Genomic DNA, 24,746 nt, shown 5'->3' with positions numbered 1-24,746 from the left:
GAGGTGACAAACCGGACGTCGGCGGGTACTGCACTGGTTGCAAGGCTGCGGCTGCGACGGCGACGCAGGGCCCGGATCGGGAGTCGGGACGGGAATCTTTACCGCCGCCCGGACGTTGACCGGATGACGACGACAGCGACACCTGTCCTGTGGGCGACAAGCCCGGGAGGCACGATTCATGAGTGAGCGAGCTCTTCGCGGCACGCGCCTCGTGGTGACCAGCTACGAGACGGACCGCGGCATCGACCTGGCCCCGCGCCAGGCCGTGGAGTACGCATGCGAGAAGGGGCATCGGTTCGAGATGCCCTTCTCGGTCGAGGCGGAGATCCCGCCGGAGTGGGAGTGCAAGGTCTGCGGGGCCCAGGCACTCCTGGTTGACGGCGACGGCCCTGAGGAGAAGAAGGCCAAGCCCGCGCGTACGCACTGGGACATGCTGATGGAGCGACGCACCCGCGAGGAACTCGAAGAGGTCCTCGAGGAGCGGCTGGCCGTTCTGCGCTCCGGCGCTATGAACATCGCGGTCCATCCGCGAGACAGCCGCAAGAGTGCGTAGCGGGAAACCGTAGGCGACACAACCGAACAAAAACCGCGGGTGCCGTACATGGACTTCATGTACGGCACCCGCGGTTTTGCCGTGCCGTGCCGGACCGGGCCCGGACCGCGGACTCAGCGCGTCAGCGGTGGGCGCGGGTCCTGCGGGGTGTCGTCCGGGTCGTCCCGTATGACCTCGCCCTGGACGACCTTGCCGTCCGAGTGCTGCATCCGGGCCTGGCGGAAGGCGTCGCCCAGGGTGCCGGGCCCGGCGTCGCGGAGCTTGCGCTCCACCGTCCGCTGGGCGTAGCGGCTGACGCCTTTCTGCACCGGGGGCAGCAGCATGAGCAGGCCTAGTACGTCCGAGATCGGACCGGGCAGGATCAGCAGCAGCCCGCCCAGCATCATCAGGCCGTTGCCCTCGCTGCCCGGGCGGGCCTCGGGCGGCACGCCCGTCCGCATGGCCGACTGCTGCTGGTTGAGCGTCTCGGTGAGGTTGCGGAAGGCCCGGCGGCCCGCCGCCTTGATGACCATGGAGCCGAGGACGACACCGGCGACCAGGAGCAGGAAGACCACGAAACCGCTGGTCGCCCCCGCGACCACGGTCAGCAGCCAGATCTCCAGCACCAGCCAGGCGGCGGCGCCCAGCGGCAGGAAGGTGCGCAGCCGGGAGCGCGGAGGCCGGGCGGGGGACCTGGGGGTCTGAGCGCCAGTCGTCATACTCCCAGTGTGCCTGGCCCCGGCTCAGTGCGGCATAAGAGGGCGGTCAGGCCTTGGCGTCGGACGCCTTCGCCGACGCGTCGGGGGAATCTGTCGACTTGTCACCCGAAGCCGTCTGCCCGTCGGCCGCCGTGCCGGACTGCCTGTCGCGGCCGAGCACCTTGCCGACCCTCTCCCCCACGCCCCACGTGGTGACCCGCCACAGGGCCTCCACCAGGATGTCGCGGCTCATCTTGGAGTCGCCGAGCTCCCGCTCGACGAACGTGATCGGCACCTCCACGACGTGATAGCCGGCCTTGATCGCCCGGCGGGCGAGGTCGACCTGGAAGCAGTACCCCTGGGAGGCGACCTCCTCGAGGCCGAGCCCCTCCAGGGTCTCGCGGCGGAAGGCGCGGTAGCCGCCGGTGATGTCGCGCAGCGGCAGGTCGAGCGCGATCCTCGAGTACATGCTGCCGCCGCGCGAGATGATCTCGCGGGACTTGGGCCAGTTGACCACCCGGCCGCCGGGCACCCAGCGCGAGCCGAGGACGAGGTCGGCGCCCTTGAGGGCGGTCAGCAGCCGGGGCAGTTCCTCGGGCTGGTGGGAACCGTCGGCGTCCATCTCGATCAGCACGCCGTAGCCGTGCTCCAGGCCCCAGCGGAAGCCGGCGAGGTAGGCGGCGCCCAGCCCCTCCTTGCCCTTGCGGTGCATGACCTGGACGTGGTCGTCCGCGGCCGCCAGCTCGTCGGCGAGCTTGCCGGTGCCGTCGGGGCTGTTGTCGTCGGCCACGAGAACGTGTGCCTCGGGGACGGCCTCGCGCACACGCGTGACGATCGCCTTGATGTTCTCCGCCTCGTTGTAGGTCGGAATGATCACCAGGGCCGTGCCCAGCGGGCCGAACCGCCTCTCCCGCGCCGCAGCCGCGGGCGTCCCGTCGCCGTCGTTCACCACTGCCCCTTCGTGTCCGTACACAGAGGACCACCATAATCGCCGCGGCCTGCGCCGACGCGACAGGACGGCCGTACGGTGGTGTCGTTTTCCCGGAACCGGGGTAGGGATGGCCGATTCAGGCCGTTGTGCGACGGATGGGGGCCCGGCGCCCTTCGGGCCGGCCCGGGACCCGCCGGCTGCGGATCGGCCCAGGCCGTTGTCTACTGAGCGCCCGGGCCCCACCCGGGTCACACCTCCCGACCGGCCGGAACGTTCCCTCGTCGCGGTGCGGGCACTGAGCCTGGCTCCCAGTGGCGGTGCCCCGGTGCGGCACACCGTCCCTGACTCAGCGGCGCCGCGACGCGTGTGCGGAAGGTTCCCCGGTCGGGCGTCCGGTGGTGGACCCGGCCGAACCTACCGGCCCCCCGCCGTCGCCTGTCAACAGTCGTTCCACCTGCACCTTTGATGTCAATGCGCAGGTCAGCGCGGAGGAGACGCAGGTCGTGGCCGCGCGAAGATCATCGCCCCGTCGGCCGTGGAGATCACTCGCCCGGCCGTACGAAGACCGTCCGGCCGCCCACCACGGTACGCAGGCAGAGGGGCAGGTCCCGGCCGGGGGTGAGGTCGGGCAGGCCGGGGGTGCCGGAGCGCGGGTCGGTCGACCAGCGGGCCACCCGGTCGTCCGGGGCCTGGACCACGAGTTCGCCGGTACGCCACACGGCGTAGTCCGCCGGCACACCCGGCACCAGGACACCCGCGTCGTCGCGGCCGATCGCCCGCCAGCCGCCCCGCGTGTGCGCCGTGAACGCGGCGCGGACGGAGACCCGGTGCTCCGGGGTGCGGTGGAAGGCGGCGGCCCGGACGGTCCCCCACGGGTCGAGGGGGGTGACCGGGCTGTCGGAGCCGAAGGCGAGCGGCACGCCGGCGCGCAGCAGGGCGGCGAAGGGGTTGAGCGTGCGGGCCCGCTCGGCGCCCAGGCGCCGGGCGTACATGCCGTCCTCGCCGCCCCAGAGCGCGTCGAAGGCGGGCTGCACGGAGGCGGTGAGGCCCAGTTCGGCGAAGGCCGCGACCGTCTCGGGGGTGAGCATCTCGGCGTGCTCGATCCGGTGGCGGGCGGCCCGGACGCGGGCGAGGCCGATCTTGTCGGCGGCGGCGCGCACTCCCTCCACGACGGCGCTCACGGCGGCGTCGCCGATGGCGTGGAAGCCCGCCTGGAGGCCCGCCTCGGTACAGGCGACGACGTGGGCGACGACGGCGGCGGCGTCCAGGTGGGCGGTGCCGGTGTGGCCGGCGTCGGCGTAGGGCTGGTGCAGGCAGGCGGTGTGGGAGCCGAGGGAGCCGTCGACGAAGAGGTCTCCGGCGGCCCCGACGGCGCCCAGCTCCCGTGCCTTGTCGACGTCCTGCTCGGCCCAGTAGCCGATCACCCGCGGCCCGGACTCCTCGGCGGACAGGCGCAGCAGGCCGGTCAGGTCGTCCTCGGAGGAGATGTCCGGGCCTGCGCATTCGTGAACGGTTCCGATGCCGAGGGAGGCGGCGTGCGCGAGGGCCGCGCGCTGGGCGCCGGCGCGCTGGGCGGGGGTGACGGCCCCGAGGGCCGCGGCGCGTACGGCGTGGTGGGCCTCGCCGGTGAGCGGGCCGTCCCCGCGCGCGAGGTCACCGGGCGCCAGGTCGAGCAGGGCGGTGGTGACGACGGCCGAGTGGACGTCGATCCGGCTGAGGTAGAGGGGACGGCCGCCGGTCGCGGCGTCCAGCTCGGCGCGCGCGGGCGGCTGCCCGTCGGGCCAGCGGGCGGCGTCCCAGCCGTGACCGAGGAGCACCCGGTCGTCCGGGCGGGCGGCGGCGAAGTCCCGTACGAGGGCGAGGGCCGCCTCGCGGGTGGGGGCGCCGGACAGGTCGAGCCCGGTGAGGGCGAGGCCGGTGGCGGTGGTGTGCACGTGTGCGTCGGTGAATGCCGGGGTGACGAGGGCGCCGTCCAGGTCGATCACCTCGTCGACCCCGTCCGCGAAGGCGTCCGCGGCGCCCTCCGAGCCGACCCAGGCGATCTGGCCGCGTTCGACGACCATGGCCGTCGCGAACGGGTCCGCGGGACTGTGGACCTCGCCGCGGCGCAGCAGGACGGTCGAGGACGGGGTAGTGGACTCACTCATGGACACCAGTCTCGCCCCTCGCGGGGGCCGCCCGGCAGCCGGGGCGGCCGGGCGCGCGGCCGTGGCCCCGCGCTCCCGCGCGGGCGCCGTCAGATGCGCGGCGGACGGGACTCGTAGGGGGTGGAGAGGACCACGGTGGTACGGGTCGAGACACCGGCGAGGGAGCGGACCCGGGCGAGCAGTTCCTCCAGCTCGTGCGGGGTGGCCACCCGGACCTTGAGGATGTAGTTCTCGTCGCCCGCGACGCTGTGGCAGGCCTCGATCTCGGGGACCCCGGCGAGGCGGTCCGCGATGTCGTCGGGGGCGCTGGGGTCGAACGGTTTCACCGAGATGAAGGCGGTCATCGGCAGCCCGACGGCCTCCGGGTCGACGACCGCGGCGTAACCGCGGACGACGCCACGCTGTTCCAGCCGCCGCACCCGCTGGTGCACGGCCGACGTGGACAGGCCCGTGGCCTTGCCCAGGTCGGTGTAGCTCATCCGCCCGTCCTTGACGAGCAGCTGCACGATCTGTCGGTCCAGCTCCTCCATGGCGCAAGAACCTACAGTGCCGTTGACCTCCTCGGACACCAGCGCAGTGCGGGTCATGCCCCGTTCGTGATGTGACGGGTCGCCGAACGGCGCCCGGGCGGGGACAAACGCACCGCACGGGGCATCTGCGAGCGGCATGTGACGAAGACCACACTGGTTGAACGTTCTCCGTGATGTCTTCGTGATTACCCCGGAGGGGGGACGGGAAGTGCTTGCTGTGGTCGAGGCCGCAGTGCCGTCACGACCCAGCCCGAGGGGGAGAATCCCATGCAGAGTCTTAAGCGCCCTGGTCGTACCACGCCCAAGCGGCAGCAGCCGGTCGTCGAGCCCGTATCGGAGGGCGTCGAACCCGACGCCTTCGACGACGAGGAACTCGACGCCTACGACACCTTCGAGATGTACCGGGTGCTCTGCCCGGACTGCGCGCAGCCCATCGCCCTGCTGGCGGACGAGGAGACGCTGCCGGAGCACGCCCTGTGCGCCTCCCCGTGGAACCCGTTCGGGCTCACGGTCTGCGCCGGCACCGGCCGCAGGGCCACCGAGGCGCGTCCCGCGGACGAGTCGTTCCGGCCCCACGAGCAGGACACCGCCCTGCTGTTGACGCTCCCCCGGGGCCTCGACTGGCGGACCCAGCCCTTCTCCCACGTCGGCGGACCGGGCTCGCGCCCGATGCGGGTGCCGACGATGCGGCGCGAAGCGGCCTGAGGCCCCCGAGCGCCCGGTTCGGGGGCCTCGCCCACCCATTCCGTCACCCCGCCCGCGCCGCGGCCCGCAGGATGCCGTGGCGCGGGTCGGTGGCGGACGCCCACGAACTCACGCTCGATTGCCTTCGCCGGTGACCTGTCCGCACTTCGCCGCGTTGCCGGGGTATGACCCCCACGTACTCGTCGACCGGGAGTCGGCGCCGCGTGTTCGTGCCGGTGCCCGCGGGGCCGGTTCCGCCGGCCCCGCAGATCCCGGACCCGCCGATCTACCGTGAGCTGATGCGGACCTGGGCCGACGGCGGCCGCACCCTGCCCGGACGCCATGACCCGGAGTGGGTCAGGCTCGCGGAACCCCCGCGCGGCCTCGGGGACTTCTTCGCCACGGGCGACTTCTTCACCACCGGCGACTTCCGCGGCGGCGGCGACTTCGCCGTCGCCGCCGACCTCAGCGCTCCTCGGGACCCGCGAGGTGACGGGCGATGACCATCCGCTGGATCTGGTTGGTGCCCTCGACGATCTGCAGCACCTTCGCCTCGCGCATGTACCGCTCGGCCGGGAAGTCGGCGGTGTAGCCGTACCCGCCGAGGATCTGCACGGCGTCGGTGGTGACCCGCATCGCCGTGTCGGTGCAGTGCAGCTTGGCCATGGCGGCCTGCTTGGCGAACGGCAGCCCGGCGTCGCGCAGGCGGGCCGCCGTCAGGTACAGCGCCCGGCCCGCCTCGATCTGCGTCGCCATGTCGGCAAGCATGAAGCGCAGCCCCTGGAAGTCGGCGATCGGCTTGCCGAACTGTCTGCGCTCGGCCGCGTAGGACAGCGCCTCGTCCAGCGCCGCCTGGGCCACGCCGATCGCGCAGGCGGCGATGCCGAGCCGGCCGGAGTCGAGCGCGGACAGGGCGATCGCGAAGCCCTGCCCCTCGTCGCCGACGCGGCGGGCGTCGGGGACCCGCACGCCGTCGAGGTGGACCTGTGCGGTGGGCGAGCCCTTGAGCCCCATCTTCTTCTCCGGCACCGCGGCGCTCAGCCCCTCGGCGTCGGCGGGCACCAGGAACGCGGTGATGCCGCGCGGTCCGTCCTCGCCCGTGCGCGCCATGACGGTGTAGAAGTCGGCGATGCCGCCATGCGTGATCCACGCCTTGGTGCCGGTGACCACCCAGTCTCCGCCGCTCTCGCGCACGGCCTTGGTGCGCAGCGAGGCGGCGTCGGAGCCGGAGGCGGGCTCGGAGAGGCAGTAGGCGCCGAGCAGGCCGCCGCCGAGCATCGCCGGCAGGTGCTCGGCCTGCTGCTCCTTGGTGCCGTACGTGGCGAGCGCGTAGGAGGCGAGCGTGTGCACGCTGACGCCGAGGCCGACGGTGAGCCGGGCCGCGGCCAGTTCCTCGAGGACCTGGAGGTAGACCTCGTACGGCTGCTCCCCGCCGCCGAACTCGGCGTCGTAGGGCAGTCCGAGCAGGCCCGCGTCGGAGAGGAGGGTGAAGACCTCGCGCGGGAAGCGTCCGGCGTCCTCCTCCTCGGCCGCGCTCGGGGTGATCTCACGCTGCGCGATGTCGCGGACGAGCGAGATCAGGTCCCGTGCCTCGTCCGTGGGCAGTTGCCGGTCCACCGGCTGCGGGGCGCGGTCGGGCATGGCGACGCTCTCCTCCCTGTCGGGCACATCGGCGGACGTGCGCCTTGGGTGGAGGCGGCTCCGCCGGGTCGTTCGGGCCTGGCCGATGCTCGCACTCCCGGGTCGCGGAAGCGGCTGACCAGCGGCTGTGCGCTGTGAGTATGCCCGATCGGAGGCATGGAGTCACCAGTTAACGACCGCTTACTCAAAGAATTCCGAGAATGGCCCCGACCGGGCCTGCGAGGGACGGGATTCCGGCGGGATTCCGGCAGGAAACCGGCAGGTGTCCGGCAGGAATCCTGCTTCACGGCCCGAGAATGGTCCGAACCATTGACCACACTGGTCTAGTCCTCCTACGGTGACGGACCGAGCGCATTACCGCGTTCATGCCAATCGGCGCGCGTTTCCCTCATCCCCCCCACGAGGAGACACCCGATGCACGTCCCGCACCTCCCCCGCGTCCGCCCCATCCGGACGCTGTTCTCCGCCCTGTGCACCGTCGCCCTCGGCGCCGGGCTGCTGGCCGGGGCCGGCCCCGCCACGGCCACCGCCGCGCAGGCCGAGGCACCCGCCGCGCAGGCCGCGGCCGGGTCCAAGGTCGTCGGCTACTTCACCGAATGGGGCGTCTACGACCGCAACTACCACGTCAAGAACATCGAGTCGTCGGGCTCCGCCGACAAACTCACCCACATCAACTACTCGTTCGGCAACGTCACCGGCGGCAAGTGCGCCATGGGCGACGCCTACGCGGCGACCGACCGGGCCTACACCGCCGCCGACTCCGTCGACGGCGTCGCCGACACCTGGGACCAGCCGCTGCGGGGCAACTTCAACCAGCTGCTCAAGCTGAAGAAGAAGCACACCGACCTGAAGATCCTCTGGTCGTTCGGCGGCTGGACCTGGTCCGGCGGCTTCGCGCAGGCCGCGCAGAACCCGGAGGCGTTCGCGCAGTCCTGCTACGACCTGGTCGAGAACTCCAAGTGGGCCGACGTCTTCGACGGCATCGACATCGACTGGGAGTACCCGAACGCCTGCGGCCTCAGCTGCGACACCAGCGGCCGGGACGCCTTCCCGAAGCTGATGAGCGCCCTGCGCGCCAAGTTCGGCCAGGACTACCTGGTCACCGCGGCGATCACGGCCGACGCCACGGCCGGCGGCAAGATCGACGCGGCGGACTACGCCGGGGCCGCGCAGTACGTCGACTGGTACAACCCGATGACGTACGACTTCTTCGGCGCCTGGGACGCCACCGGACCGACCGCTCCGCACTCGCCGCTGACCTCGTACTCCGGCATTCCGAAGGAGGACTTCCACACCTCGGCGACGATCGCGAAGCTCAAGGGGCTCGGCGTCCCGCCCTCGAAGCTCCTGCTCGGCCTCGGCTTCTACGGCCGCGGCTGGACCGGTGTCACCCAGTCGGAGCCGGGCGGCACCGCGACCGGCCCGGCGAAGGGCACGTACGAGAACGGCATCGAGGACTACAAGGTGCTCAGGAGCAGCTGCCCCGCGACCGGCACGGTGGGCGGCACCGCGTACGCCAAGTGCGGCAGCGACTGGTGGAGTTACGACACCCCGCAGACCATCGCCACCAAGATGGCGTACAAGAACGAGCAGGGTCTCGGCGGCACCTTCTTCTGGGAGCTGAGCGGCGACACCGCGAACGGTGAGCTGATCAAGGCGATCGACTGAACCACCTGGCGCGTACGGGGGGCGAAGGGGCGGGGACCTGCTCGGGTTTCCGCCCCTTCGTCTGCGTCGTCCCGGTCGTCAGGCGTCGTCGCGGCGGGCCGGGGCCGGGGCCGGGTAGCCGGGGTCCAGTTCCTCGATGGCGCGCAGCGTGCCGCCGAGCGACTTCACCAGCAGTTCGCGCATGGTCTCGCGGGGCAGTTCGGGCCGGCCGATCCAGTCCAGGGTGGCGCCCTCGACGCTGCACACCCAGGCGAGCAGGCCCATGCGGGCCAGCGGACCGATGTCCGAACGGCCGTACGCCCCTTCGGCGATGGTGGCGACGATGGCCTCACGCACCCCGTCCCGGATGCCGTGCACCTCGGCGTCGAAGCCGACTCCCCCGCTGACGATGGTGCGGTAGGCGGCCTGGTTGTGCTCGGCGTAGCGCAGATAGCCGTCGATGGTGCGGTGGACGCGGTCCACCTGCGGCAGTTCGGTGCCGCGCGCCGCGGTGGTGACGAGGCCCGCGACGGAGTCCTGGATGATCGCCAGGTAGTAGCCCCGCTTGGACTGGAAGTAGTAGTAGATCAGCCCCTTGGCGACATGCGCCTGGCGGGCGATGTCGTCCATCGAGAGCGCGTCGTAGGACGTGTCGGCGAACAACCTCCGCCCGATGGCGATGAGTTCGGCGCGGCGTGCCGCCGAGCGCTCGGTGCCGCGTGCCCTGGGACGGGCGTCGGCAGGTTGTTGACTGATATTCAATTTCGACCCTGGTCTCCTACGGGCGGCGGGACCTCCGCAGTATGGCAGGTCGGGTCGTGGGGCAGGTCACACCCGGGTCACTCACAGCAGGCCCAGCTGAACCACGAGCATCGCGATCACCACGACGAGGGTCCAGCCCATGACGTGTTCCAGGATCTTCGGGCCGTCGTCGTCCTTGGGGCCGCCGGTACGGACACGGGTGGCGGCTGCGCTGTGTGCGGTCATGGCTTCTCGCTGATCTCGGCTTCGGCTGGGCGGAGTCCCCCCGCTCACGGTGTCCACCTTGCCACCGTGAGCGGCTTTTGCGGCCGAGAGCTTGGTCACAGGGTCCGGTCCGGGCCGCTCAGCGCACGCCCACCGCCGCGAGGGCCTTGCGCTGACGCGGGCCGGGGTGGGCCGGGAAGTACAGGTAGCAGACACCGCCGGTGCCGGAGACGACCTTGCCACTGGCGTTGTACCGCTTCGTCCTGAGCCAGATGTTCTCCCACTCGCGCCGCTTGTAGACCCGGCGCACGGCGTCGTTGTCGTCCGAGGCCGGGTCGTTGGCGATCACGTCGCCGTCGGCGGTGAAGCCGATCACGGTCATCAGGTGGCCGGAGGTGCCGTACCCCGATCCGGTCAGCTCCTCCTCCAGGAACGACTGGGACGTTATGGCCGGGATGCCGGCCGCGATCAGCGTCTCCAGGTCGGTGAGGGAGCCGAGGCGGGTGACCACGCCCTGCAGTCCCTTGAAGGTGGCGGCGTAGGCGGCGTTGAAGGGCCAGTTGCCGCAGCCCTCGTACTGGTTGTCGTACGTGTACCGGGCGGCGTGGCAGATCTGCGGGTCGGCGTAGGAGGGGTCGACCCAGGCGAGCTGGTCCTCGGTGAGGCGGCCGCCCCAGTACTCGATGATCATCTGCGAGGAGGTGGGGCTGCACCAGGCCTCGCCGCCGTTGTCGTACTCCGGGTACTGGCCCTTGTGGATCTCCTGCGAATAGCGCGGGACGCGCAGTTCCCCGGCGTACCCGGGGGTGGAGGCGGGCACGGTGAAGCGGTCGGGGACGTCCGAGCCCATCGCGCCGAGCCGCCAGACGGTGGGCGTGCTCCGGGTGCCCTTGCGGCGGTGGAGGGTGAGCCGGAGCCGGTAGGAGACCAGGCGCAGACCGGTGGAGGCGTCGTCGATGGAGAAGGTGTCGGTCCAGATGCTGCTCTTGCCGTCGCCCTGGTCGTCGACCGAGGTCCGCCTGATGTCCTGCTCGCCGTCGCCGGCCGTCCAGCGGCCCATCACGTACCAGGGCGTGTCCGTGCCGTCGGAGTAGGTGCCCTTCAGTTCGACCTGGATCCAGGTGCCGCCCGGCGTGTGCGCGTTCCAGGAGGCGATGACCTCCGTCGAGGGCACCGCGAGCCGGTGGACGGGTGAGGTCCAGGTCGCGTACTCCCAGGCCGCGGTGGTGCCGGTGTGCGGGTCGGCGTAGTCGACGGTGCCGGCCGGGGCACCGATCACGACGCCCGGGCGGGCGCCCGCGACCGGCCGGGCACCGCGCACGGTCCCGCGCCGCCAGTCGCCGAGGGTGGTCCAGGCCCGGTAGTCCACCGGCCGCCGGGCGCCGTCGCGGTCGGGGCCCGCGGCGCCACCGCCGGCACCCGCGCGGGATGCGGCCCGGGCGGTCGCCGGGATCGCTCCGCCCGTCACGGCGGCCGCGGCGACGGCTGCGGCCAGCAGGGCTCTGCGGGACGGCTGTTCGACTCTGCTCATGAGCGGGAGACCCCCAGGTGTCCGGGTCGGGCGGGTCCGTCGTTGCACGGTCGTGCGCCAACTATGGCCGCAGGTGCCCGCTCCTGCCAGCACTTCCACGCACGCCACGCCACCAATATTGGTGTCGACCACTGGTTAGAGTGCGACTGCACACGTCCACCCCGCGCCACCCCGGGACACGCCATCCTCGACCTCGCAGCCCGGCTCCGCCGGCTTCCCCCCTCCTGCGGGCCCGTACGTCTGATCGCCGTCGACGGACACGCCGGGTCCGGCAAGTCCACGTTCGCCGGGCGGCTGGCGGCCGGACTGGGCGGTGCGCCGGTGCTACACCTCGACGACATCGCCAGTCACGACGAGCTGTTCGGCTGGACCGCGCGACTGCTCGCCCAGGTGATCGAGCCGCTGGGGCGCGGTGAGACCGCGCACTACGCGCCGTACGACTGGCGGACCCGGCGGTTCGGGGCGTCGCTCGCCCTGGAGCCCGCTCCGGTGGTCCTGGTCGAGGGCGTCGGCGCCGGGCGCGGGGCGCTGCGGCCGCACCTGGCCGGACTCCTGTGGATGGACCTGCCCGCGGAGCGGGCGTGGGCGCGCGGACGGGCGCGCGACGGAGCGGAACAGCGGACGTTCTGGGACGGGTGGATCCCGGCCGAGCGCCGGCACTTCGCCGAGGACCCCTCGCGCCCCTTCGCGCACCTTCTGGTGCGACAGCGCGAACAGGGGTACGAGGTACTGCCGGGGCCGGCGGGAAGCACCTCCGGAGCCCACTTCCTGACACAGAGTGACGGACCTTCCGCAGTGTGTTGAACTCGTGAAGATCGCGACCCGGCACCCCGTCGACGTGCCCCAACTTCGCTTGACCCAGGGGCCGTACAGGTCTTACGTTCTGAATGTGCGGTAGTTCGAAGCCGCCGACAGACGCGAAGCCCCCGGTTGTTCCCCCGTGACCGGGGGCTTCGTTCTGCCCTGGGCACGCCTTCCGGCTCCTGCGCGACGCCGAATGCTCACCCACGGTCACCGTCGGGTCGCGCGCTCCGTCCGCTCCCACCTCGCGGAACGACCCCTCCCGCACCCTTCGGAGGAATGACCGCCGCGGGTACGATGCCCTCGGTGCGACCTACGGGAGATTGCCGCACGCACCTGCAACTCCGGTCCGCGGTACAGCCGTTGGCCGAAGCGGCCGACGAGCGACGGCTCGGTGGCATACCGACGGGGGCACGGTAGGTGGGGGACGTGATGGACTTCGGCACGCAGGGCCCACAGGCCCCGGCCGAACTCGCCTGGCTGCGCGGCGTGGACGCCTACACCATGGGGGCCTACCCGCAGGCGGAGGAGGAGTTCCGGGCGGCGGTGCGGATCGATCCCACGATGGCCGACGGCTGGCTGGGACTGCACGCGTTGCGCGTCGACACCACGAACGCGCTCCTGCGAATGTTCCGCAACCGCGACCGCTTCGGCGAGCAGCGGGCCCGCCACCGCCGGACGCTCAACTCCTGGTACTGGCTGGGCTGGTGGGTGCAGCCGGTGCTGGAGAACCCGCGCGACCTGCTGCTGGCGCACGCCTCGCACTGGCTGGACGGCCGGCACGTCCCGGAGCTGGACCGCGCCCTGGCCGGGCTGCCACCGGTGGACTCCGACCCGCAGGTCCGCTTCCTGCACGCGTGCCGCGCCTACCTCGTCAAGGACTGGGAACAGCTCGTCCGGCACACCGACCCACTGCTCGGCGACCCCTTACTGGGCATCGAGGCGGGGCTGTTCAGCGGCATGGCCCGGGTCCGCCTGGAGATGTACGGGCAGGCCGAACCGCTCCTTTCGGCGGCCCTGATGCGGTGCCGCAGCGAGCAGCCGCAGCGCAAGGAGCTGCGCTACTGGCTGGCGCGGGCCCACGAGGGCACCGGGCGCAGCGCCGCCGCGCTCCCGCTGTACCGGGCGGTGCACCGCGTCGACCCCGCATTCATGGACACCTCGGCCCGGCTGGCCGCGATCGCCGAGGGCGACGGCTACGACGACCCGGCCGACCTCACGGGGTACGCGCAGACGGGTGCGGGGACGGACGGCCTGGACGGGCTCGACCCTCTGTTCGGCACCGAGGAGCGCGGCGTCAAGGTCTCCGCCCCGGAACCCGCGCTGTCCGCCCCGCTGCCCCCGCTCGGCGGGCCGTCGGTGCGCGAGAAGGCGGGCGGACCCGACCCGTCCCTGCCCAGCGGGCCCACCGATCCGGCACTGCTGGAGGAGGCGCTCGCCGAACTGGAGCGGATGGTGGGCCTGGAACCGGTGAAGCGCCAGGTCAAGGCGCTGTCCGCGCAGCTGAACATGGCGCGGCTGCGGGCCGGGCAGGGCCTGCCCGTGCAGCCGCCCAAACGTCACTTCGTCTTCTCCGGCCCCTCCGGCACCGGCAAGACCACCGTGGCCCGCATCCTGGGCCGGGTCTTCTACGCCCTCGGACTGCTCGGCGGCGACCACCTGGTGGAGGCGCAGCGGGCGGATCTGGTCGGCGAGTACCTGGGCCAGACCGCGGTGAAGGCGAACGAGCTGATCGACTCCGCCCTCGGCGGTGTCCTCTTCGTCGACGAGGCGTACTCCCTGTCCAACTCCGGGTACGGCAAGGGCGACGCGTACGGCGACGAGGCACTCCAGGTGCTGCTGAAGCGGGCCGAGGACAACCGGGACCACCTGGTGGTGATCCTGGCCGGCTATCCGGAGGGCATGGACCGGCTGCTGGGCGCCAATCCCGGGCTGTCCTCGCGTTTCACGACACGGGTGGACTTCCCGTCGTACCGGCCGCTGGAGCTGACCTCGATCGGTGAGGTGCTCGCGGCGGAGAACGGTGACGTGTGGGACGAGGAGGCCCTCGACGAGTTGCGGTCGATCGCCGGGCACGTGGTGGATCAGGGGTGGATCGACGAGTTGGGGAACGGGCGGTTTCTGCGGACGCTGTACGAGAAGAGCTGTGCGTACCGGGATCTGCGGTTGTCCGTGTATCCGGGGGCGTTGACCCGGGACGATCTGGCGACGTTGCGGTTGCCGGATCTGATGCAGGCGTATGGGGAAGTGCTGTCGGGGCGCGGGCCGGGTGGGCCGTCGGCTGTGTAGGGCCGAGCCTCGGTGCGGGGGGGGTGGGGAGGCGGCCCGGCGTTGCGGGGTGCCCCCCACTCTCGGCTTCGCTCGAGCGGGGGGGGGGGAGGCACGTCTGCCCGCGGTCAGGTGGCCAGGGTTACCTCTCTGTTTCTGTGGGCCGGGTCGCTTACCTCGCCGACCAGTAGTTCCAGTACGTCCTCCAGGGCGACCAGGCCCAGGATCCGGCCCGACGCGTCCGTGACCTGGGCCAGGTGGGTGGCCGCGCGGCGCATCACCGTGAGGGCGTCGTCCAGGGGCAGCTCGGGGCGCAGCGTGGTCATCGGGCGCCACAGGTGCTGGGGGACGGCGCGGTCGGACTCCTCCAGGTCGAGGACGTCCTTGACGTGCAGGTACCCCATGAAGGCGCCCTGGTCCGCCGCGATCGGGAAGCGCGAGTACCCGGTGCGGGCGGTGAGCGCGACGATCTCCCCGGGGGTGACCGAGGGGCTGACCGTCACCAGGGACTCGCGCGGGAGGAGTACGTCCGTCACCGGGCGGGAGCCCAGTTCCAGGGCGTCCTCGAGGCGTTCCTGCTCCTCCGGGTCGAGGAGCCCGGCCTGGCCGGCGTCCTCCACCAGCCGGTTGAGCTGCTCGCTGGTGAAGACGGCCTCGACCTCGTCCTTGGGCTCGACGTGGAAGAGCCTCAGGATGCCCTGGGCGCAGGCGCCGAGCGCGACGGTGATCGGCCTGCACAGGCGGGCGAAGGCGACCAGGCCGGGGCTGAGCCACAGCGCGGCCTTCTCGGGGGCGGCCATCGCCAGGTTCTTCGGGACCATCTCGCCGATGACCAGGTGGCAGAAGACCACGACGGCCAGCGCGATGACGTAGCCGAGCGGGTGGATCATGCCGTGCGGCAGGTGGATCCACTCGAAGACCGGCTCCAGGAGGTGCGCGACGGTCGGCTCGGCTACCGCGCCGAGGGTCAGCGAGCAGACGGTGATGCCGAACTGGGCGGCGGCCATCATCTGCGGCAGCCGTTCCAGGCCGTACAGCACCTGCCGGGCGCGAGTGGTGCCGAGCGGTTCGATCTGGCTGCGGCGCACGGAGACGAGCGCGAACTCGGCGCCGACGAAGAAGCCGTTGGCGAGCACGAGCAGTGCGGCGAAGAGGAGTTGCAGGACGCTCATCGGGCGGCCTCCAGGGCGGAGACCGCGGCAGTGCGCACCAGGCGTATCCGCTCGGCGCGGTAGTGGCCGACCTGGCGGACCGAGAGCCGCCAGCCGGGCAGCTCGGCGCGGTCGCCGACGGCCGGGATGCGGCCGAGCAGATCGGCGACGAGTCCGGCCACGGTCTCGTACGGCCCCTCGGGGGCGTCCAGACCGACGCGGCGCAGGGCGTCCACGCGGCAGCTGCCGTCGACGTCCCAGGCCGGGCGGCCGTCCTCGGGCGGGGCGGGGGCCAGTTCGGGCGCGTCGAGGCCGTCGTGCTCGTCGCGGACCTCGCCGACGATCTCCTCGACGATGTCCTCCAGGGTGACGACGCCGGCCGTGCCGCCGTACTCGTCGACCACGACCGCGATGGGCTGCTCGCTGCGCAGGCGGGTGAGCAGTGGCCGTACGGGCAGGGACTCGGGGACGAGCAGCGCGGGGCGGGCGATCCGGCCGGCCGGGGTGCGCAGCCGGTCGTGCACGGGGACCGCGAGGGCGTCCTTGAGGTGGACCATGCCGACGATTTCGTCGATCTTCTCCCGGTAGACGGGGAAGCGGGACAGGCCGGTGGCGCGGGTCAGGTTGACGACGTCCTCGGCGGTGGCCGAGGAGTGCAGGGCGCTGACCTTCACGCGGGGGGTCATGACGTGCTGGGCGGTCAGTTCGCCGAGGGAGAGGGTCCGTACGAAGAGGTCGGCGGTGTCCTGTTCCAGGGCGCCGGCCCGGGCGGAGTGCCGGGCCAGGGAGACCAGTTCGCCGGGGGTGCGGGCGGAGGCCAGTTCCTCGGCGGGTTCGATGCCCAGCGTGCGGACCAGGCGGTTGGCCACGGTGTTGAGCGCGGCGATCACCGGGTGGAAGAGCCGGGCGAAGGCGTGCTGGGGTCCGGCGACGAAGCGCGCGACCTGGAGCGGCTTGGAGACCGCCCAGTTCTTGGGCACCAGTTCGCCGATCACCATCTGCACGGCGGAGGCCAGCAGCATGCCGACGACGACCGACACGCCGGACACGGCGCCGTCGGGGACGCCGGCGGCCGTGAACGGGCCGTCGAGCAGCCGGGCCAGCGCCGGTTCGGCGAGCATGCCGACGACCAGCGAGGTGATGGTGATCCCGAGCTGGGTGCCGGAGAGCTGGAAGGACAGCTCCTTGAGGGACTCGACGACCCGGTGGGCGCGCCGGTCGCCGGCCGCGGCGGCCTGTTCGGCGTCCGGCCGTTCGACGGTCACCAGGCCGAACTCGGCCGCGACGAAGAAGCCGTTGGCGAGGATCAGCAGGAACGCGGCTGCGAGGAGCAGCAGGGGGGTGGTCATGAGGCCGCCGCCTGTGGGGTGTCACAGCAGGGGGCGGCGCAGATACTGCAGGACGGTCCGTCCATCGCCGGAGGGAGTCACTCCTCGGGTAGCAGGAACCCCGCGCACCGGGCGGAGCGACGGGGGCGAGGACGCGACGTCCGCGTCCTCGTTCCCAGATTAATCACGAAAAGGGGGCCCGCGGCAGGGTCGGCGGCGCCGCGTCTAGTCACGCGGTGCCTCGGGGAGCGCGCCGGAACGGGCCTCCACGAGGTCGCGCAGGGCACGTGCGTCGGCGAGGGCCTGCTGCTTGGCGATGCCGGGCTGGATGCCGAGCGCGGGCAGGCTGGTGCCGTCGCTGAGGTCGAGGAAGACCCAGGGGTCGCCCTGACGGAGGTTGACCCGGAGGATCTCGGGCCACGCGAGGCGGCGCCTGGCGGTCAGGTTGACGACCGTGACACCCGTCTCGTCGGCGTCGACCCGGGGCCGGGCCAGCAGGAGCAGCACGCCCGCCAGGAGGAGTGCCGTCAGCACGAAGCTGAGGCGCTCCCCCGGGCCGAGGCCGGCCAGCACCATCCCGAGCACCGTGACGGTCACGAAGGTGACGACCGCGAGGACGATCAGGACGGCACGGGTGCGTCCGGGACGGAAGGTGACGGGCAGGGCCGGCAGGTGTTCCGGCGAGGTGTCGGGCATGGCGTGGCTCCGGGCGTGCTCCTGGGGCGGCGGCGGGTCAGAGCCGGCAGGCGTGGATGGCCGTGGTCAGGATGGCCCGGGCGCCGATCTCGTACAGGTCGTCCATGATCCGCTGGGCCTCCTTGGCCGGGACCATCGCGCGGACGGCGACCCAGCCCTCGTTGTGCAGCGGGGACACGGTCGGGGACTCCAGGCCGGGGGTGAGGGCGACGGCCTTCTCCAGCTGCTCCACCCGGCAGTCGTAGTCCATCATCACGTAGGTCCGGGCCACCAGGACGCCCTGGAGGCGGCGCAGGAACTGCTGGACCTTGGGCTCGGTGGTCTCGTCGGGCTCCGCGTCCGAGCGGCGGATCACGATGGCCTCGGACTTCATGATGGGCTCGCCGAAGACCTCGAGGCCCGCGTTGCGCAGGGAGGTGCCGGTCTCCACGACGTCCGCGATGACCTCGGCGACGCCGAGCTCGATGGCGGTCTCGACGGCGCCGTCCAGGTGGACGACGGAGGCGTCCACGCCCCGGTCGGCCAGGTGGGCGGCGACGATGCCCTCGTAGGAGGTGGCGACGGTGCGGCCCTTGAGGTCGTCGATGCCGGTGGCGGTGCCGGGCTTGCCGGCGAAGCGGAAGGTGGAGCGGGCGAAGCCGAGCGGGAGGATCTCCTCGGCGTGGGCGCCGGAGTCGACCAGCAGGTCGCGGCCGGTGATGCCGATGTCGAGCTTGCCCGAGGAGACGTAGATCGCGATGTCGCGGGGGCGGAGGTAGAAGAACTCGACCTCGTTGGTCGGGTCGACGATCCGCAGCTCCTTGGACTCGCGCCGCTGCTGGTAGCCGGCCTCATGCAGCATCTCCCCCGCGGGGCCTGACAGGGAACCCTTGTTGGGGACGGCGATGCGCAGCATGAGGTCGGCTTCCTTTGTGTGAAGGGGTGGAGAAGGGGGGTCCGGCTTTACAGGTGGGCGTAGACGTCGTCCAGGGAGATGCCGCGGGCGACCATCATCACCTGGACGTGGTACAGCAGCTGGGAGATCTCCTCGGCCGCCGCGTCCTTGCCCTCGTACTCGGCGGCCATCCAGACCTCGGCGGCCTCCTCGACGACCTTCTTGCCGATGGCATGGACCCCCTTGTCCACCAGTTCGGCGGTGCGGGAGGTGGCGGGGTCGCCGTTTGCGGCCTTGTGCTGGAGCTCGGTGAAGAGCTCCTCGAAAGTCTTCTTGGACATGGTGCCGCCCACTTTACGCGTAGTGCCGACCGGCCTATCGCCACGGTTCGGATACTGAGCGGAGCGTGGCCGCCGTGGCGACGGCCGCGGTCACCGCCTCGTGGCCCTTGTCCTCGCGGGAGCCCTCGATGCCGGCCCGGTCCAGGGCCTGCTCCTCGGTGTCGCAGGTGAGGACGCCGAAGCCGACGGGGACGCCGGTCTCGACGGAGACCTGGACCAGGCCCTGGGTGACGCCCTGGCAGACGTAGTCGAAGTGGGGGGTGCCGCCGCGGATGACGACGCCGAGGGCGACGATCGCGTCGTAGCCGCGGCCCGCGAGGACCTTGGCGACCACCGGCAGTTCGAAGCTGCCGGGGACCCTGAGCAGGGTCGGCTCGTCGATCCCCAGCTCGTGCAGGGCGCGCAGGGCGCCGTCCACCAGTCCGTCCATCACCTTGTCGTGCCACTGCGACGCGATCACGGCGACCCTGAGGTCCCCGACGTTGCGTACGGACAGTTCCGGTGCACCCTTGCCGCTCACGTGTCTCCTCGTCGTACTTGCTTACTGGTTGCCGCAGGTGGACACGGGGGTCGTGTCCAGCCAGGGCAGGTCGTGTCCCATCCGGTCCCGCTTGGTGCGCAGGTAGCGGAGGTTGTGCTCGCCGGCCTGGACGGGCATGGGCTCGCGGCCGGTGACCGTGATGCCGTGCCGTTCCAGGGCGTCGCTCTTGTCCGGGTTGTTGGTCATCAGACGGACGGCGCGCACGCCGAGGTCCTTGAGGATCTGGGCGCCCGCTCCGTAGTCGCGGGCGTCGGCGGGCAGGCCGAGTTCCAGGTTGGCGTCGAGGGTGTCGCGGCCGCGCTCCTGGAGTTCGTAGGCGCGCAGCTTGGACATCAGGCCGATGCCTCGCCCCTCGTGGCCGCGCAGGTAGACGACGACTCCCCGGCCCTCGGCCTGGATGCGGTCCAGGGAGGCGTCGAGCTGGGGGCCGCAGTCGCAGCGCTGGGAGCCGAAGACGTCGCCGGTGAGGCACTCGGAGTGGACGCGGACCAGGACGTCCCGGCCGTCGCCGATCTCGCCGTGCACGAGGGCGATGTGCTCGACGCCGTCAACGGTGGAGCGGTAGCCGTACGCCGTGAACTCGCCGTGCTTCGTGGGCAGCCGTACCTCGGCCTCGCGGCGGACGGTGGGTTCCGCGCTGCGCCGGTAGGCGATCAGGTCCTCGATGGAGATGATCGTCAGGCCGTGCTTGCGGGCGAACGGGATCAGCTCGGGCAGCCGCAGCATCCGCCCGTCCTCGCCGGCGATCTCCACGATGGCGCCGGCCGGACGCAGTCCCGCGAGGCGGGCCAGGTCGACGGCGGCCTCGGTGTGGCCGTTGCGGACGAGCACGCCGCCGGGCCGGGCGCGCAGCGGGAAGACGTGCCCGGGGCGGACCAGGTCGCCGGGCTCGGCGGTGCCGCCCGCCAGGAGCCGGAGGGTGGTGGCGCGGTCGGCGGCGGAGATGCCGGTGGTGACGCCGTGGGCGGCGCCGGCGTCCACGGAGACGGTGAAGGCGGTCTTCATCGACTCGGTGTTGTCGTCGACCATCTGCGGGAGCCGGAGCCGGTCCAGTTCCTCGCCCTCCATGGGGGCGCAGATCAGGCCGCGGCACTCGGTCATCATGAAGGCGACGATCTCCTCGGTCGCCTTCTCGGCGGCGATGACGAGGTCGCCCTCGTTCTCGCGGTTCTCGTCGTCGACGACCACGACGGGGCGGCCCGCGGCGATGTCCGCGACGGCCTGCTCGACGGGGTCGAGGACGAGGTCCTCGGGGCCGTCGGGGCTGTAGAGGATGGGTGCCGTGCTCATGCGGGCGCTCCTTCCGGAAGGGGGCGGGCCGCGTCGCGGGAGCGCAGCCACCAGTCGCGCAGGCCCCACAGGACGAGCGCGCCGTAGAGGACGTAGACGAAGCCGGAGAAGGCGAAGCCGTTGGCGAAGTTCAGCGGGACGCCGACGAGGTCGACGAGCAGCCAGGCGAACCAGAACTCGACCATGCCGCGGGCCTGGGCGTACATCGCGACGACGGTGCCGACGAAGATGTACGCGTCCGGCCAGGGGTCCCAGGACAGAGTGGGGAAGGCCGTGAACAGGCCGCCGACCGCGAGGGTGCCGACGGCGGCCGCGGCGGCCAGCGCGCCCCGTTCGCGCCAGGTGGCGAACCGTACGGCGACGGAGCCGTCCTGGGTCTGCCGCCGGCCGCGGTTCCACTGCCAGAAGCCCCAGGCGGCGACGACCATGACGACGATCTGCTTGCCGGCGCTGCCGGAGAGGTGGGCGGTGGCGAAGGCCGCGAAGAGGACGAGCCCGGAGGCGAACTGCACGGGCCAGGTCCAGATCGAGCGCCGCCAGCCGAGGGCGAGGCCGAGCAGACCGATCACGTTGCCGATCATGTCCGACCACTTGATGTGCTGGTCGAAGAGCGTGAACGCCTCGGAGTTGAGCCAGTTCACTTGGTACTCCCCTGGGCGCCGAGCAGCCGCTCGACGTACTTGGCGATGACGTCGACCTCGAGGTTGACCGGGTCGCCGGGCTGCTTGATGCCCAGCGTGGTCAGGGCGAGGGTGGTCGGGATGAGACTGACGGTGAAGAAGTCGGGTCCCGCGTCGACGACGGTGAGGCTGATGCCGTCGACGGTGATGGAGCCCTTCTCCACGACGTAGCGGGCGAGGTCTGCGGGCAGCGAGATCCTGACGATCTCCCAGTGCTCGGAGGGCTTGCGCTCCAGGATCTCGCCGGTGCCGTCGACGTGGCCCTGCACGATGTGCCCGCCGAGCCGGGCGCCGACGGCGGTGGGGCGCTCCAGGTTGACGCGGGAGCCGACGGCGAGGGCGCCGAGGCTGGAGCGGTCCAGGGTCTCGGCCATCACGTCGGCCGTGAACGCGTCGCCCTCGTGGTCGACGACCGTGAGGCAGACACCGTTGACGGCGATCGAGTCGCCGTGCCGGGCACCTTCGGTGACCGCGGGGCCGCGCACGCGGAAGCGACAGGCGTCGTCGAGGGTCTCGACTGCGGTGATCTCGCCCAGCTCTTCGACGATTCCGGTGAACACTTCCCGGGTCCTCCTGCCTCTTCGGGCACGGACTCCGGGGCTGTCGGAACGACAGAGTCACGAACGAGGACACCGGGAGCGACGCCGCACAGGGCGCACCCCTGAGGGGCACGCCCAGAAATCGGCGGCGCGCACGAGTGCTCGCCCGCCGCGCACTGCCTCCCATCCGGACTTTAACCGTCGGTCCAGGAATTTCACCTGGTCAACCGGTCGCTGGAGGCGACCGGGTCGCGGACTGTAACCGCCGGTTCGGACTTTCACCGACCCCGGAGTGCGCTGCTTCTGGTACAGGGCCAGTGTGCCACGCCTGATCCACCTTCATGCGAACGGAGCGTGTGGAGTGGCTCACAGGGTGGTCATGGCCGGGCCGGGAGGGTGCCAACTGGGTGGCCGCGCCGTCGCCTTGGGATTGGTCCATACCTATTGACTCACTGGTCTAGTCCTCTCTACTGTCTGCGCAACTTCCGTGGAGAGGAACCGACTGTGCCTTCCCCGTCACGCTCCAGATCCCGCCACAGAGCGGGGCCGGCCCTGTTCGCGGCCGTCGCCGCCGTCGCCGGCCTGCTGCTCGCCGGTCTCCCGGCGACCGCCTCGCAAGCCGCCGGCCAGGAGTCCTGTCGACCCGACGGGCTCTACGAGACCCCCGGCGTCGACGTCCCCTACTGCTCGGTCTACGACGCCGACGGCAGGGAGAAGATGGGCGCCGACCACCCGCGCCGGGTGATCGGGTACTTCACGAGCTGGCGCACGGGCAAGGACGGCAAGCCGGCCTACCTCGCCTCGGACATCCCGTGGGACAAGATCACCCACATCAACTACGCCTTCGCGCACGTCGACGGCGGCAACAGGCTGTCCGTGGGCTCGGACGGCGAGAAGAACCCGGCGACCGGCATGACCTGGCCCGGGGTCGAGGGCGCCGAGATGGACCCCGGCCTCCCCTACAAGGGCCACTTCAACCTCCTCAACAAGTTCAAGAAGCAGCACCCGGACGTCAAGACGATGATCTCGGTGGGCGGCTGGGCCGAGACGGGCGGCTACTTCGCGGAAGACGGCTCGCGCGTCGACTCGGGCGGCTTCTACTCGATGGCCACCAACGCGGACGGCTCGGTCAACCGGGCCGGCATCGACACCTTCGCGGACTCGGCGGTCGACTTCGTCCGGAAGTACGGCTTCAACGGCGTCGACATCGACTACGAGTACCCGACGACGATGAAGGACGCGGGCAACCCGCTCGACTGGTCCTTCGCCAACGGCCGCCGGGCCGGGCTGGTCAAGGGCTACGCGGCACTGATGAAGACGCTGCGCGAGAAGCTGGACCGCGCGGGCGCCGCGGACGGCAGGCACTACCTGCTGTCCGTCGCCGCGCCGTCCTCCGGGTACCTGCTGCGCGGCATGGAGACCTTCCAGGTCCAGAAGTACCTGGACTACGTCAACATCATGTCCTACGACCTGCACGGCGCCTGGAACGAGTACGTCGGCCCGAACGCCTCGCTCTTCGACGACGGCAAGGACGCCGAACTGGCCGCCGCCAACGTCTACGGCAGCGCCCAGTACGGCGGCATCGGCTACCTCAACACCGACTGGGCCTACCACTACTTCCGCGGCTCCATGCCGGCCGGCCGCATCAACATCGGCCTGCCGTACTACACCCGCGGCCACAAGAACGTCCAGGGCGGCACCGACGGTCTGTGGGGCAAGGCATCCGCGTCCACCTGCCCGGCGGGCTCCGGCCTGACCAAGTGCGGTGACGGCGCCGTCGGCATCGACAACCTCTGGCACGACCTCGACACCAACGGCAAGGAGTCCCCGGCGGGCTCCAACCCGATGTGGCACGCCAAGAACCTCGAGAAGGGCATCGTCGGCGACTACGTCACCGACTACGGCTTCCCGGCGGACACGAAGCTGACGGGCACCTACGCCCGCAAGTACGACTCGACGCTGGTCGCCCCCTGGCTGTGGAACGCCGAGAAGAAGGTGTTCCTGTCCACCGAGGACGAGCAGTCGGTCGGGGCCAAGGCCGACTACGTGGTGGACCGCGGCATCGGCGGCGCGATGATCTGGGAGCTGGCCGGCGACTACGGCTGGAACGCCGCCAAGGGCCAGTACGAGCCGGGTGACACGCTCACCTCGCTGATGTACGACACGTTCAAGTCGGCCGCGCCCTACGGCGCGAAGAAGTCCGACGCGGACCTGCCGGCGCAGGCCGTGGACGTGGACGTGGAGTTCACCGACTTCAAGCTGGGCGACTCCAACTACCCGATCACGCCCAAGCTGCGGATCACCAACAACACGAGGACCGCGCTGCCGGGTGGCACCGAGTTCCAGTTCGACTACGGGACCTCGGCCCCGGGGAACGCCTCCGACCAGTCCGGTTTCGGGACCAAGGTCATCAGCAGCGACCACACGGGCGGCAACGCGGGCGGCCTGAAGGGTGACTTCCACCGGGTGTCGCTGAAGCTGCCGGCGTGGCAGTCGCTGGCGCCGGGCGCGACCGTGGACCTGGCGTTCAACTACTACCTGCCCGTGTCGACCCCGTCGAACTGGACGGTGACGATCGGCGGCAAGGCGTACGCCCTGGCGGGTGACCTCGCCCGGGGCACGACCGTGGTGGACCCCGGGACACAGACACCCACCCCCACGCCCACGGGCACCGAGTCCCCGGGGCCGAGCCCCAGCCCGACGGACGGCACCGGGCAGTGCACCGCCCCCGCCTGGGACACGGCCTCGTCGTACGGCGGCGGCACCACGGTGTCCCACCAGGGGCACACGTGGAAGTCCAAGTGGTGGACGAAGGGCGAGGAGCCCGGAACCACCGGTGAATGGGGTGTCTGGCAGGACCTCGGCGCCTGCTGACCCCCGCCCGAACGGGCCCGGCGGCGGTGACGAAGGCCCTTGCCCGCCGTCGGGTC

The 24,746-nt window shown here is 71.7% G+C and carries 24 protein-coding genes and 1 riboswitch; of the genes, 7 read left to right on the top strand and 17 right to left on the bottom strand.

The window, feature by feature from the left end:
• Nucleotides 1-178: 178 nt before the first annotated feature.
• Nucleotides 179-553 (top strand): RNA polymerase-binding protein RbpA, encoded by a 375-nt coding sequence (locus Sru02f_RS11945; protein ID WP_003977404.1) that lies wholly within the window; start codon nt 179-181, stop codon nt 551-553.
• A 113-nt stretch (nt 554-666) separates the two neighbouring features.
• Here the strand turns inward: Sru02f_RS11945 and fxsA are convergent, their stop codons facing one another.
• From fxsA to Sru02f_RS11925, 4 genes are all read right to left on the bottom strand, one after another.
• Nucleotides 667-1,251, bottom strand: a complete 585-nt coding sequence (gene fxsA, locus Sru02f_RS11940; protein WP_109034059.1) for an FxsA family membrane protein — start codon at nt 1,249-1,251, stop codon at nt 667-669.
• Between the two features lie 46 nt (nt 1,252-1,297).
• Nucleotides 1,298-2,179, bottom strand: a complete 882-nt coding sequence (locus Sru02f_RS11935) for a polyprenol monophosphomannose synthase (RefSeq protein WP_109034140.1) — start codon at nt 2,177-2,179, stop codon at nt 1,298-1,300.
• Nucleotides 2,180-2,703: 524 nt separating this feature from the next.
• Nucleotides 2,704-4,308, bottom strand: coding sequence for an amidohydrolase (locus Sru02f_RS11930; protein ID WP_167469732.1), 1,605 nt, complete (start codon nt 4,306-4,308; stop codon nt 2,704-2,706).
• Between the two features lie 89 nt (nt 4,309-4,397).
• Nucleotides 4,398-4,838, bottom strand: coding sequence for an Lrp/AsnC family transcriptional regulator (locus tag Sru02f_RS11925; RefSeq protein ID WP_104633953.1), 441 nt, complete (start codon nt 4,836-4,838; stop codon nt 4,398-4,400).
• Nucleotides 4,839-5,105: 267 nt separating this feature from the next.
• Between Sru02f_RS11925 and Sru02f_RS11920 the strand changes: the two genes are divergently transcribed.
• Together Sru02f_RS11920 and Sru02f_RS11915 are read left to right on the top strand one after the other, a co-directional pair.
• Nucleotides 5,106-5,543 carry a hypothetical protein gene (locus tag Sru02f_RS11920; RefSeq protein ID WP_003977399.1) on the top strand — a complete coding sequence of 146 codons (438 nt, stop codon included), beginning with the start codon at nt 5,106-5,108 and terminating at the stop codon, nt 5,541-5,543.
• A 164-nt stretch (nt 5,544-5,707) separates the two neighbouring features.
• A complete protein-coding gene (locus Sru02f_RS11915; protein WP_003977398.1) occupies nt 5,708-6,025 on the top strand; it encodes a hypothetical protein in 318 nt (105 codons plus the stop codon).
• Here Sru02f_RS11915 and Sru02f_RS11910 read toward each other — a convergent pair.
• Nucleotides 5,988-7,163 carry an acyl-CoA dehydrogenase gene (locus Sru02f_RS11910; protein WP_109034055.1) on the bottom strand — a complete coding sequence of 392 codons (1,176 nt, stop codon included), beginning with the start codon at nt 7,161-7,163 and terminating at the stop codon, nt 5,988-5,990. The two genes, Sru02f_RS11915 and Sru02f_RS11910, sit on opposite strands and share 38 nt — an antisense overlap.
• Nucleotides 7,164-7,577: 414 nt before the next feature.
• On the opposite strand from Sru02f_RS11910, the gene Sru02f_RS11905 reads away from it, so the two are divergent.
• Nucleotides 7,578-8,831 carry a glycoside hydrolase family 18 protein gene (locus Sru02f_RS11905; protein WP_109034053.1) on the top strand — a complete coding sequence of 418 codons (1,254 nt, stop codon included), beginning with the start codon at nt 7,578-7,580 and terminating at the stop codon, nt 8,829-8,831.
• A gap of 78 nt (nt 8,832-8,909) precedes the next feature.
• Here the strand turns inward: Sru02f_RS11905 and Sru02f_RS11900 are convergent, their stop codons facing one another.
• The 3 genes from Sru02f_RS11900 to Sru02f_RS11890 form a co-directional block, all read right to left on the bottom strand.
• Nucleotides 8,910-9,572 (bottom strand): TetR/AcrR family transcriptional regulator, encoded by a 663-nt coding sequence (locus tag Sru02f_RS11900; RefSeq protein WP_109034051.1) that lies wholly within the window; start codon nt 9,570-9,572, stop codon nt 8,910-8,912.
• 81 nt (nt 9,573-9,653) lie between these two features.
• Nucleotides 9,654-9,797: an SCO1431 family membrane protein gene (locus Sru02f_RS11895; protein WP_109034050.1), complete on the bottom strand. Its 144-nt coding sequence runs from the start codon at nt 9,795-9,797 to the stop codon at nt 9,654-9,656.
• A 118-nt stretch (nt 9,798-9,915) separates the two neighbouring features.
• Nucleotides 9,916-11,307, bottom strand: coding sequence for a peptidase C39 family protein (locus Sru02f_RS11890; RefSeq protein WP_167469730.1), 1,392 nt, complete (start codon nt 11,305-11,307; stop codon nt 9,916-9,918).
• 183 nt (nt 11,308-11,490) lie between these two features.
• Here Sru02f_RS11890 and Sru02f_RS11885 point away from each other — a divergent pair, with 183 nt between their 5' ends.
• Both Sru02f_RS11885 and Sru02f_RS11880 read left to right on the top strand, forming a co-directional pair.
• Nucleotides 11,491-12,111: a uridine kinase family protein gene (locus tag Sru02f_RS11885; protein WP_164273702.1), complete on the top strand. Its 621-nt coding sequence runs from the start codon at nt 11,491-11,493 to the stop codon at nt 12,109-12,111.
• A 429-nt stretch (nt 12,112-12,540) separates the two neighbouring features.
• A complete protein-coding gene (locus Sru02f_RS11880; RefSeq protein WP_109034045.1) occupies nt 12,541-14,397 on the top strand; it encodes an AAA family ATPase in 1,857 nt (618 codons plus the stop codon).
• 107 nt (nt 14,398-14,504) lie between these two features.
• Here Sru02f_RS11880 and Sru02f_RS11875 read toward each other — a convergent pair whose 3' ends face one another.
• The 9 genes from Sru02f_RS11875 to Sru02f_RS11835 form a co-directional block, all read right to left on the bottom strand.
• Nucleotides 14,505-15,548: a hemolysin family protein gene (locus tag Sru02f_RS11875; RefSeq protein ID WP_109034044.1), complete on the bottom strand. Its 1,044-nt coding sequence runs from the start codon at nt 15,546-15,548 to the stop codon at nt 14,505-14,507.
• The gene (locus Sru02f_RS11870) at nt 15,545-16,876 is read right to left on the bottom strand and encodes a hemolysin family protein (RefSeq protein WP_109034042.1); all 1,332 of its coding nucleotides are present in this window, start codon (nt 16,874-16,876) and stop codon (nt 15,545-15,547) included. The genes Sru02f_RS11875 and Sru02f_RS11870 overlap by 4 nt, the downstream gene beginning before the upstream one ends.
• Nucleotides 16,877-17,080: 204 nt before the next feature.
• On the bottom strand, nt 17,081-17,551 hold the full coding sequence (locus Sru02f_RS11865) for a PH domain-containing protein (RefSeq protein WP_109034040.1): 471 nt from the start codon (nt 17,549-17,551) through the stop codon (nt 17,081-17,083).
• Between the two features lie 37 nt (nt 17,552-17,588).
• Complete coding sequence (hisG, locus tag Sru02f_RS11860; protein WP_109034038.1) at nt 17,589-18,446, bottom strand: ATP phosphoribosyltransferase; 858 nt, start codon at nt 18,444-18,446, stop codon at nt 17,589-17,591.
• A gap of 47 nt (nt 18,447-18,493) precedes the next feature.
• Nucleotides 18,494-18,766: a phosphoribosyl-ATP diphosphatase gene (locus Sru02f_RS11855; protein ID WP_011027788.1), complete on the bottom strand. Its 273-nt coding sequence runs from the start codon at nt 18,764-18,766 to the stop codon at nt 18,494-18,496.
• 34 nt (nt 18,767-18,800) lie between these two features.
• Entirely contained in the window at nt 18,801-19,286 is a 486-nt protein-coding gene (gene ribH / locus Sru02f_RS11850; protein WP_109034036.1) for a 6,7-dimethyl-8-ribityllumazine synthase, read from the bottom strand.
• Nucleotides 19,287-19,307: 21 nt separating this feature from the next.
• Complete coding sequence (locus Sru02f_RS11845) at nt 19,308-20,597, bottom strand: bifunctional 3,4-dihydroxy-2-butanone-4-phosphate synthase/GTP cyclohydrolase II (protein WP_109034035.1); 1,290 nt, start codon at nt 20,595-20,597, stop codon at nt 19,308-19,310.
• Nucleotides 20,594-21,238 carry a nicotinamide mononucleotide transporter family protein gene (locus tag Sru02f_RS11840; RefSeq protein WP_109034033.1) on the bottom strand — a complete coding sequence of 215 codons (645 nt, stop codon included), beginning with the start codon at nt 21,236-21,238 and terminating at the stop codon, nt 20,594-20,596. Before Sru02f_RS11840 ends, Sru02f_RS11845 begins: the two co-directional genes overlap by 4 nt.
• The gene (locus Sru02f_RS11835) at nt 21,235-21,837 is read right to left on the bottom strand and encodes a riboflavin synthase (RefSeq protein ID WP_109034031.1); all 603 of its coding nucleotides are present in this window, start codon (nt 21,835-21,837) and stop codon (nt 21,235-21,237) included. Before Sru02f_RS11835 ends, Sru02f_RS11840 begins: the two co-directional genes overlap by 4 nt.
• Nucleotides 21,838-21,985: 148 nt before the next feature.
• Nucleotides 21,986-22,116, bottom strand: a riboswitch (FMN riboswitch).
• A gap of 204 nt (nt 22,117-22,320) precedes the next feature.
• Between Sru02f_RS11835 and Sru02f_RS11830 the strand changes: the two genes are divergently transcribed.
• Nucleotides 22,321-24,690 (top strand): chitinase C-terminal domain-containing protein, encoded by a 2,370-nt coding sequence (locus Sru02f_RS11830; RefSeq protein WP_109034030.1) that lies wholly within the window; start codon nt 22,321-22,323, stop codon nt 24,688-24,690.
• Nucleotides 24,691-24,746 lie beyond the last annotated feature (56 nt).

This window comes from Streptomyces rubrogriseus, from assembly GCF_027947575.1.
In the GTDB taxonomy this organism is placed as follows: domain Bacteria; phylum Actinomycetota; class Actinomycetes; order Streptomycetales; family Streptomycetaceae; genus Streptomyces; species Streptomyces rubrogriseus.
Note: the sequence above shows the minus strand (reverse complement) of the source record. Positions and strands in the feature narration are given on the sequence as shown.

Coding starts and splice junctions, on each gene's coding strand:
- Sru02f_RS11945 (WP_003977404.1), top strand. CDS start 179: ATGAGTGAGCGAGCTCTTCGCGGCACGCGCCTCGTGGTGACCAGCTAC.
- fxsA (WP_109034059.1), bottom strand. CDS start 1,251: ATGACGACTGGCGCTCAGACCCCCAGGTCCCCCGCCCGGCCTCCGCGC.
- Sru02f_RS11930 (WP_167469732.1), bottom strand. CDS start 4,308: ATGAGTGAGTCCACTACCCCGTCCTCGACCGTCCTGCTGCGCCGCGGC.
- Sru02f_RS11925 (WP_104633953.1), bottom strand. CDS start 4,838: ATGGAGGAGCTGGACCGACAGATCGTGCAGCTGCTCGTCAAGGACGGG.
- Sru02f_RS11920 (WP_003977399.1), top strand. CDS start 5,106: ATGCAGAGTCTTAAGCGCCCTGGTCGTACCACGCCCAAGCGGCAGCAG.
- Sru02f_RS11915 (WP_003977398.1), top strand. CDS start 5,708: ATGACCCCCACGTACTCGTCGACCGGGAGTCGGCGCCGCGTGTTCGTG.
- Sru02f_RS11910 (WP_109034055.1), bottom strand. CDS start 7,163: ATGCCCGACCGCGCCCCGCAGCCGGTGGACCGGCAACTGCCCACGGAC.
- Sru02f_RS11905 (WP_109034053.1), top strand. CDS start 7,578: ATGCACGTCCCGCACCTCCCCCGCGTCCGCCCCATCCGGACGCTGTTC.
- Sru02f_RS11895 (WP_109034050.1), bottom strand. CDS start 9,797: ATGACCGCACACAGCGCAGCCGCCACCCGTGTCCGTACCGGCGGCCCC.
- Sru02f_RS11890 (WP_167469730.1), bottom strand. CDS start 11,307: ATGAGCAGAGTCGAACAGCCGTCCCGCAGAGCCCTGCTGGCCGCAGCC.
- Sru02f_RS11880 (WP_109034045.1), top strand. CDS start 12,541: ATGGACTTCGGCACGCAGGGCCCACAGGCCCCGGCCGAACTCGCCTGG.
- Sru02f_RS11875 (WP_109034044.1), bottom strand. CDS start 15,548: ATGAGCGTCCTGCAACTCCTCTTCGCCGCACTGCTCGTGCTCGCCAAC.
- Sru02f_RS11870 (WP_109034042.1), bottom strand. CDS start 16,876: ATGACCACCCCCCTGCTGCTCCTCGCAGCCGCGTTCCTGCTGATCCTC.
- Sru02f_RS11865 (WP_109034040.1), bottom strand. CDS start 17,551: ATGCCCGACACCTCGCCGGAACACCTGCCGGCCCTGCCCGTCACCTTC.
- hisG (WP_109034038.1), bottom strand. CDS start 18,446: ATGCTGCGCATCGCCGTCCCCAACAAGGGTTCCCTGTCAGGCCCCGCG.
- Sru02f_RS11855 (WP_011027788.1), bottom strand. CDS start 18,766: ATGTCCAAGAAGACTTTCGAGGAGCTCTTCACCGAGCTCCAGCACAAG.
- Sru02f_RS11845 (WP_109034035.1), bottom strand. CDS start 20,597: ATGAGCACGGCACCCATCCTCTACAGCCCCGACGGCCCCGAGGACCTC.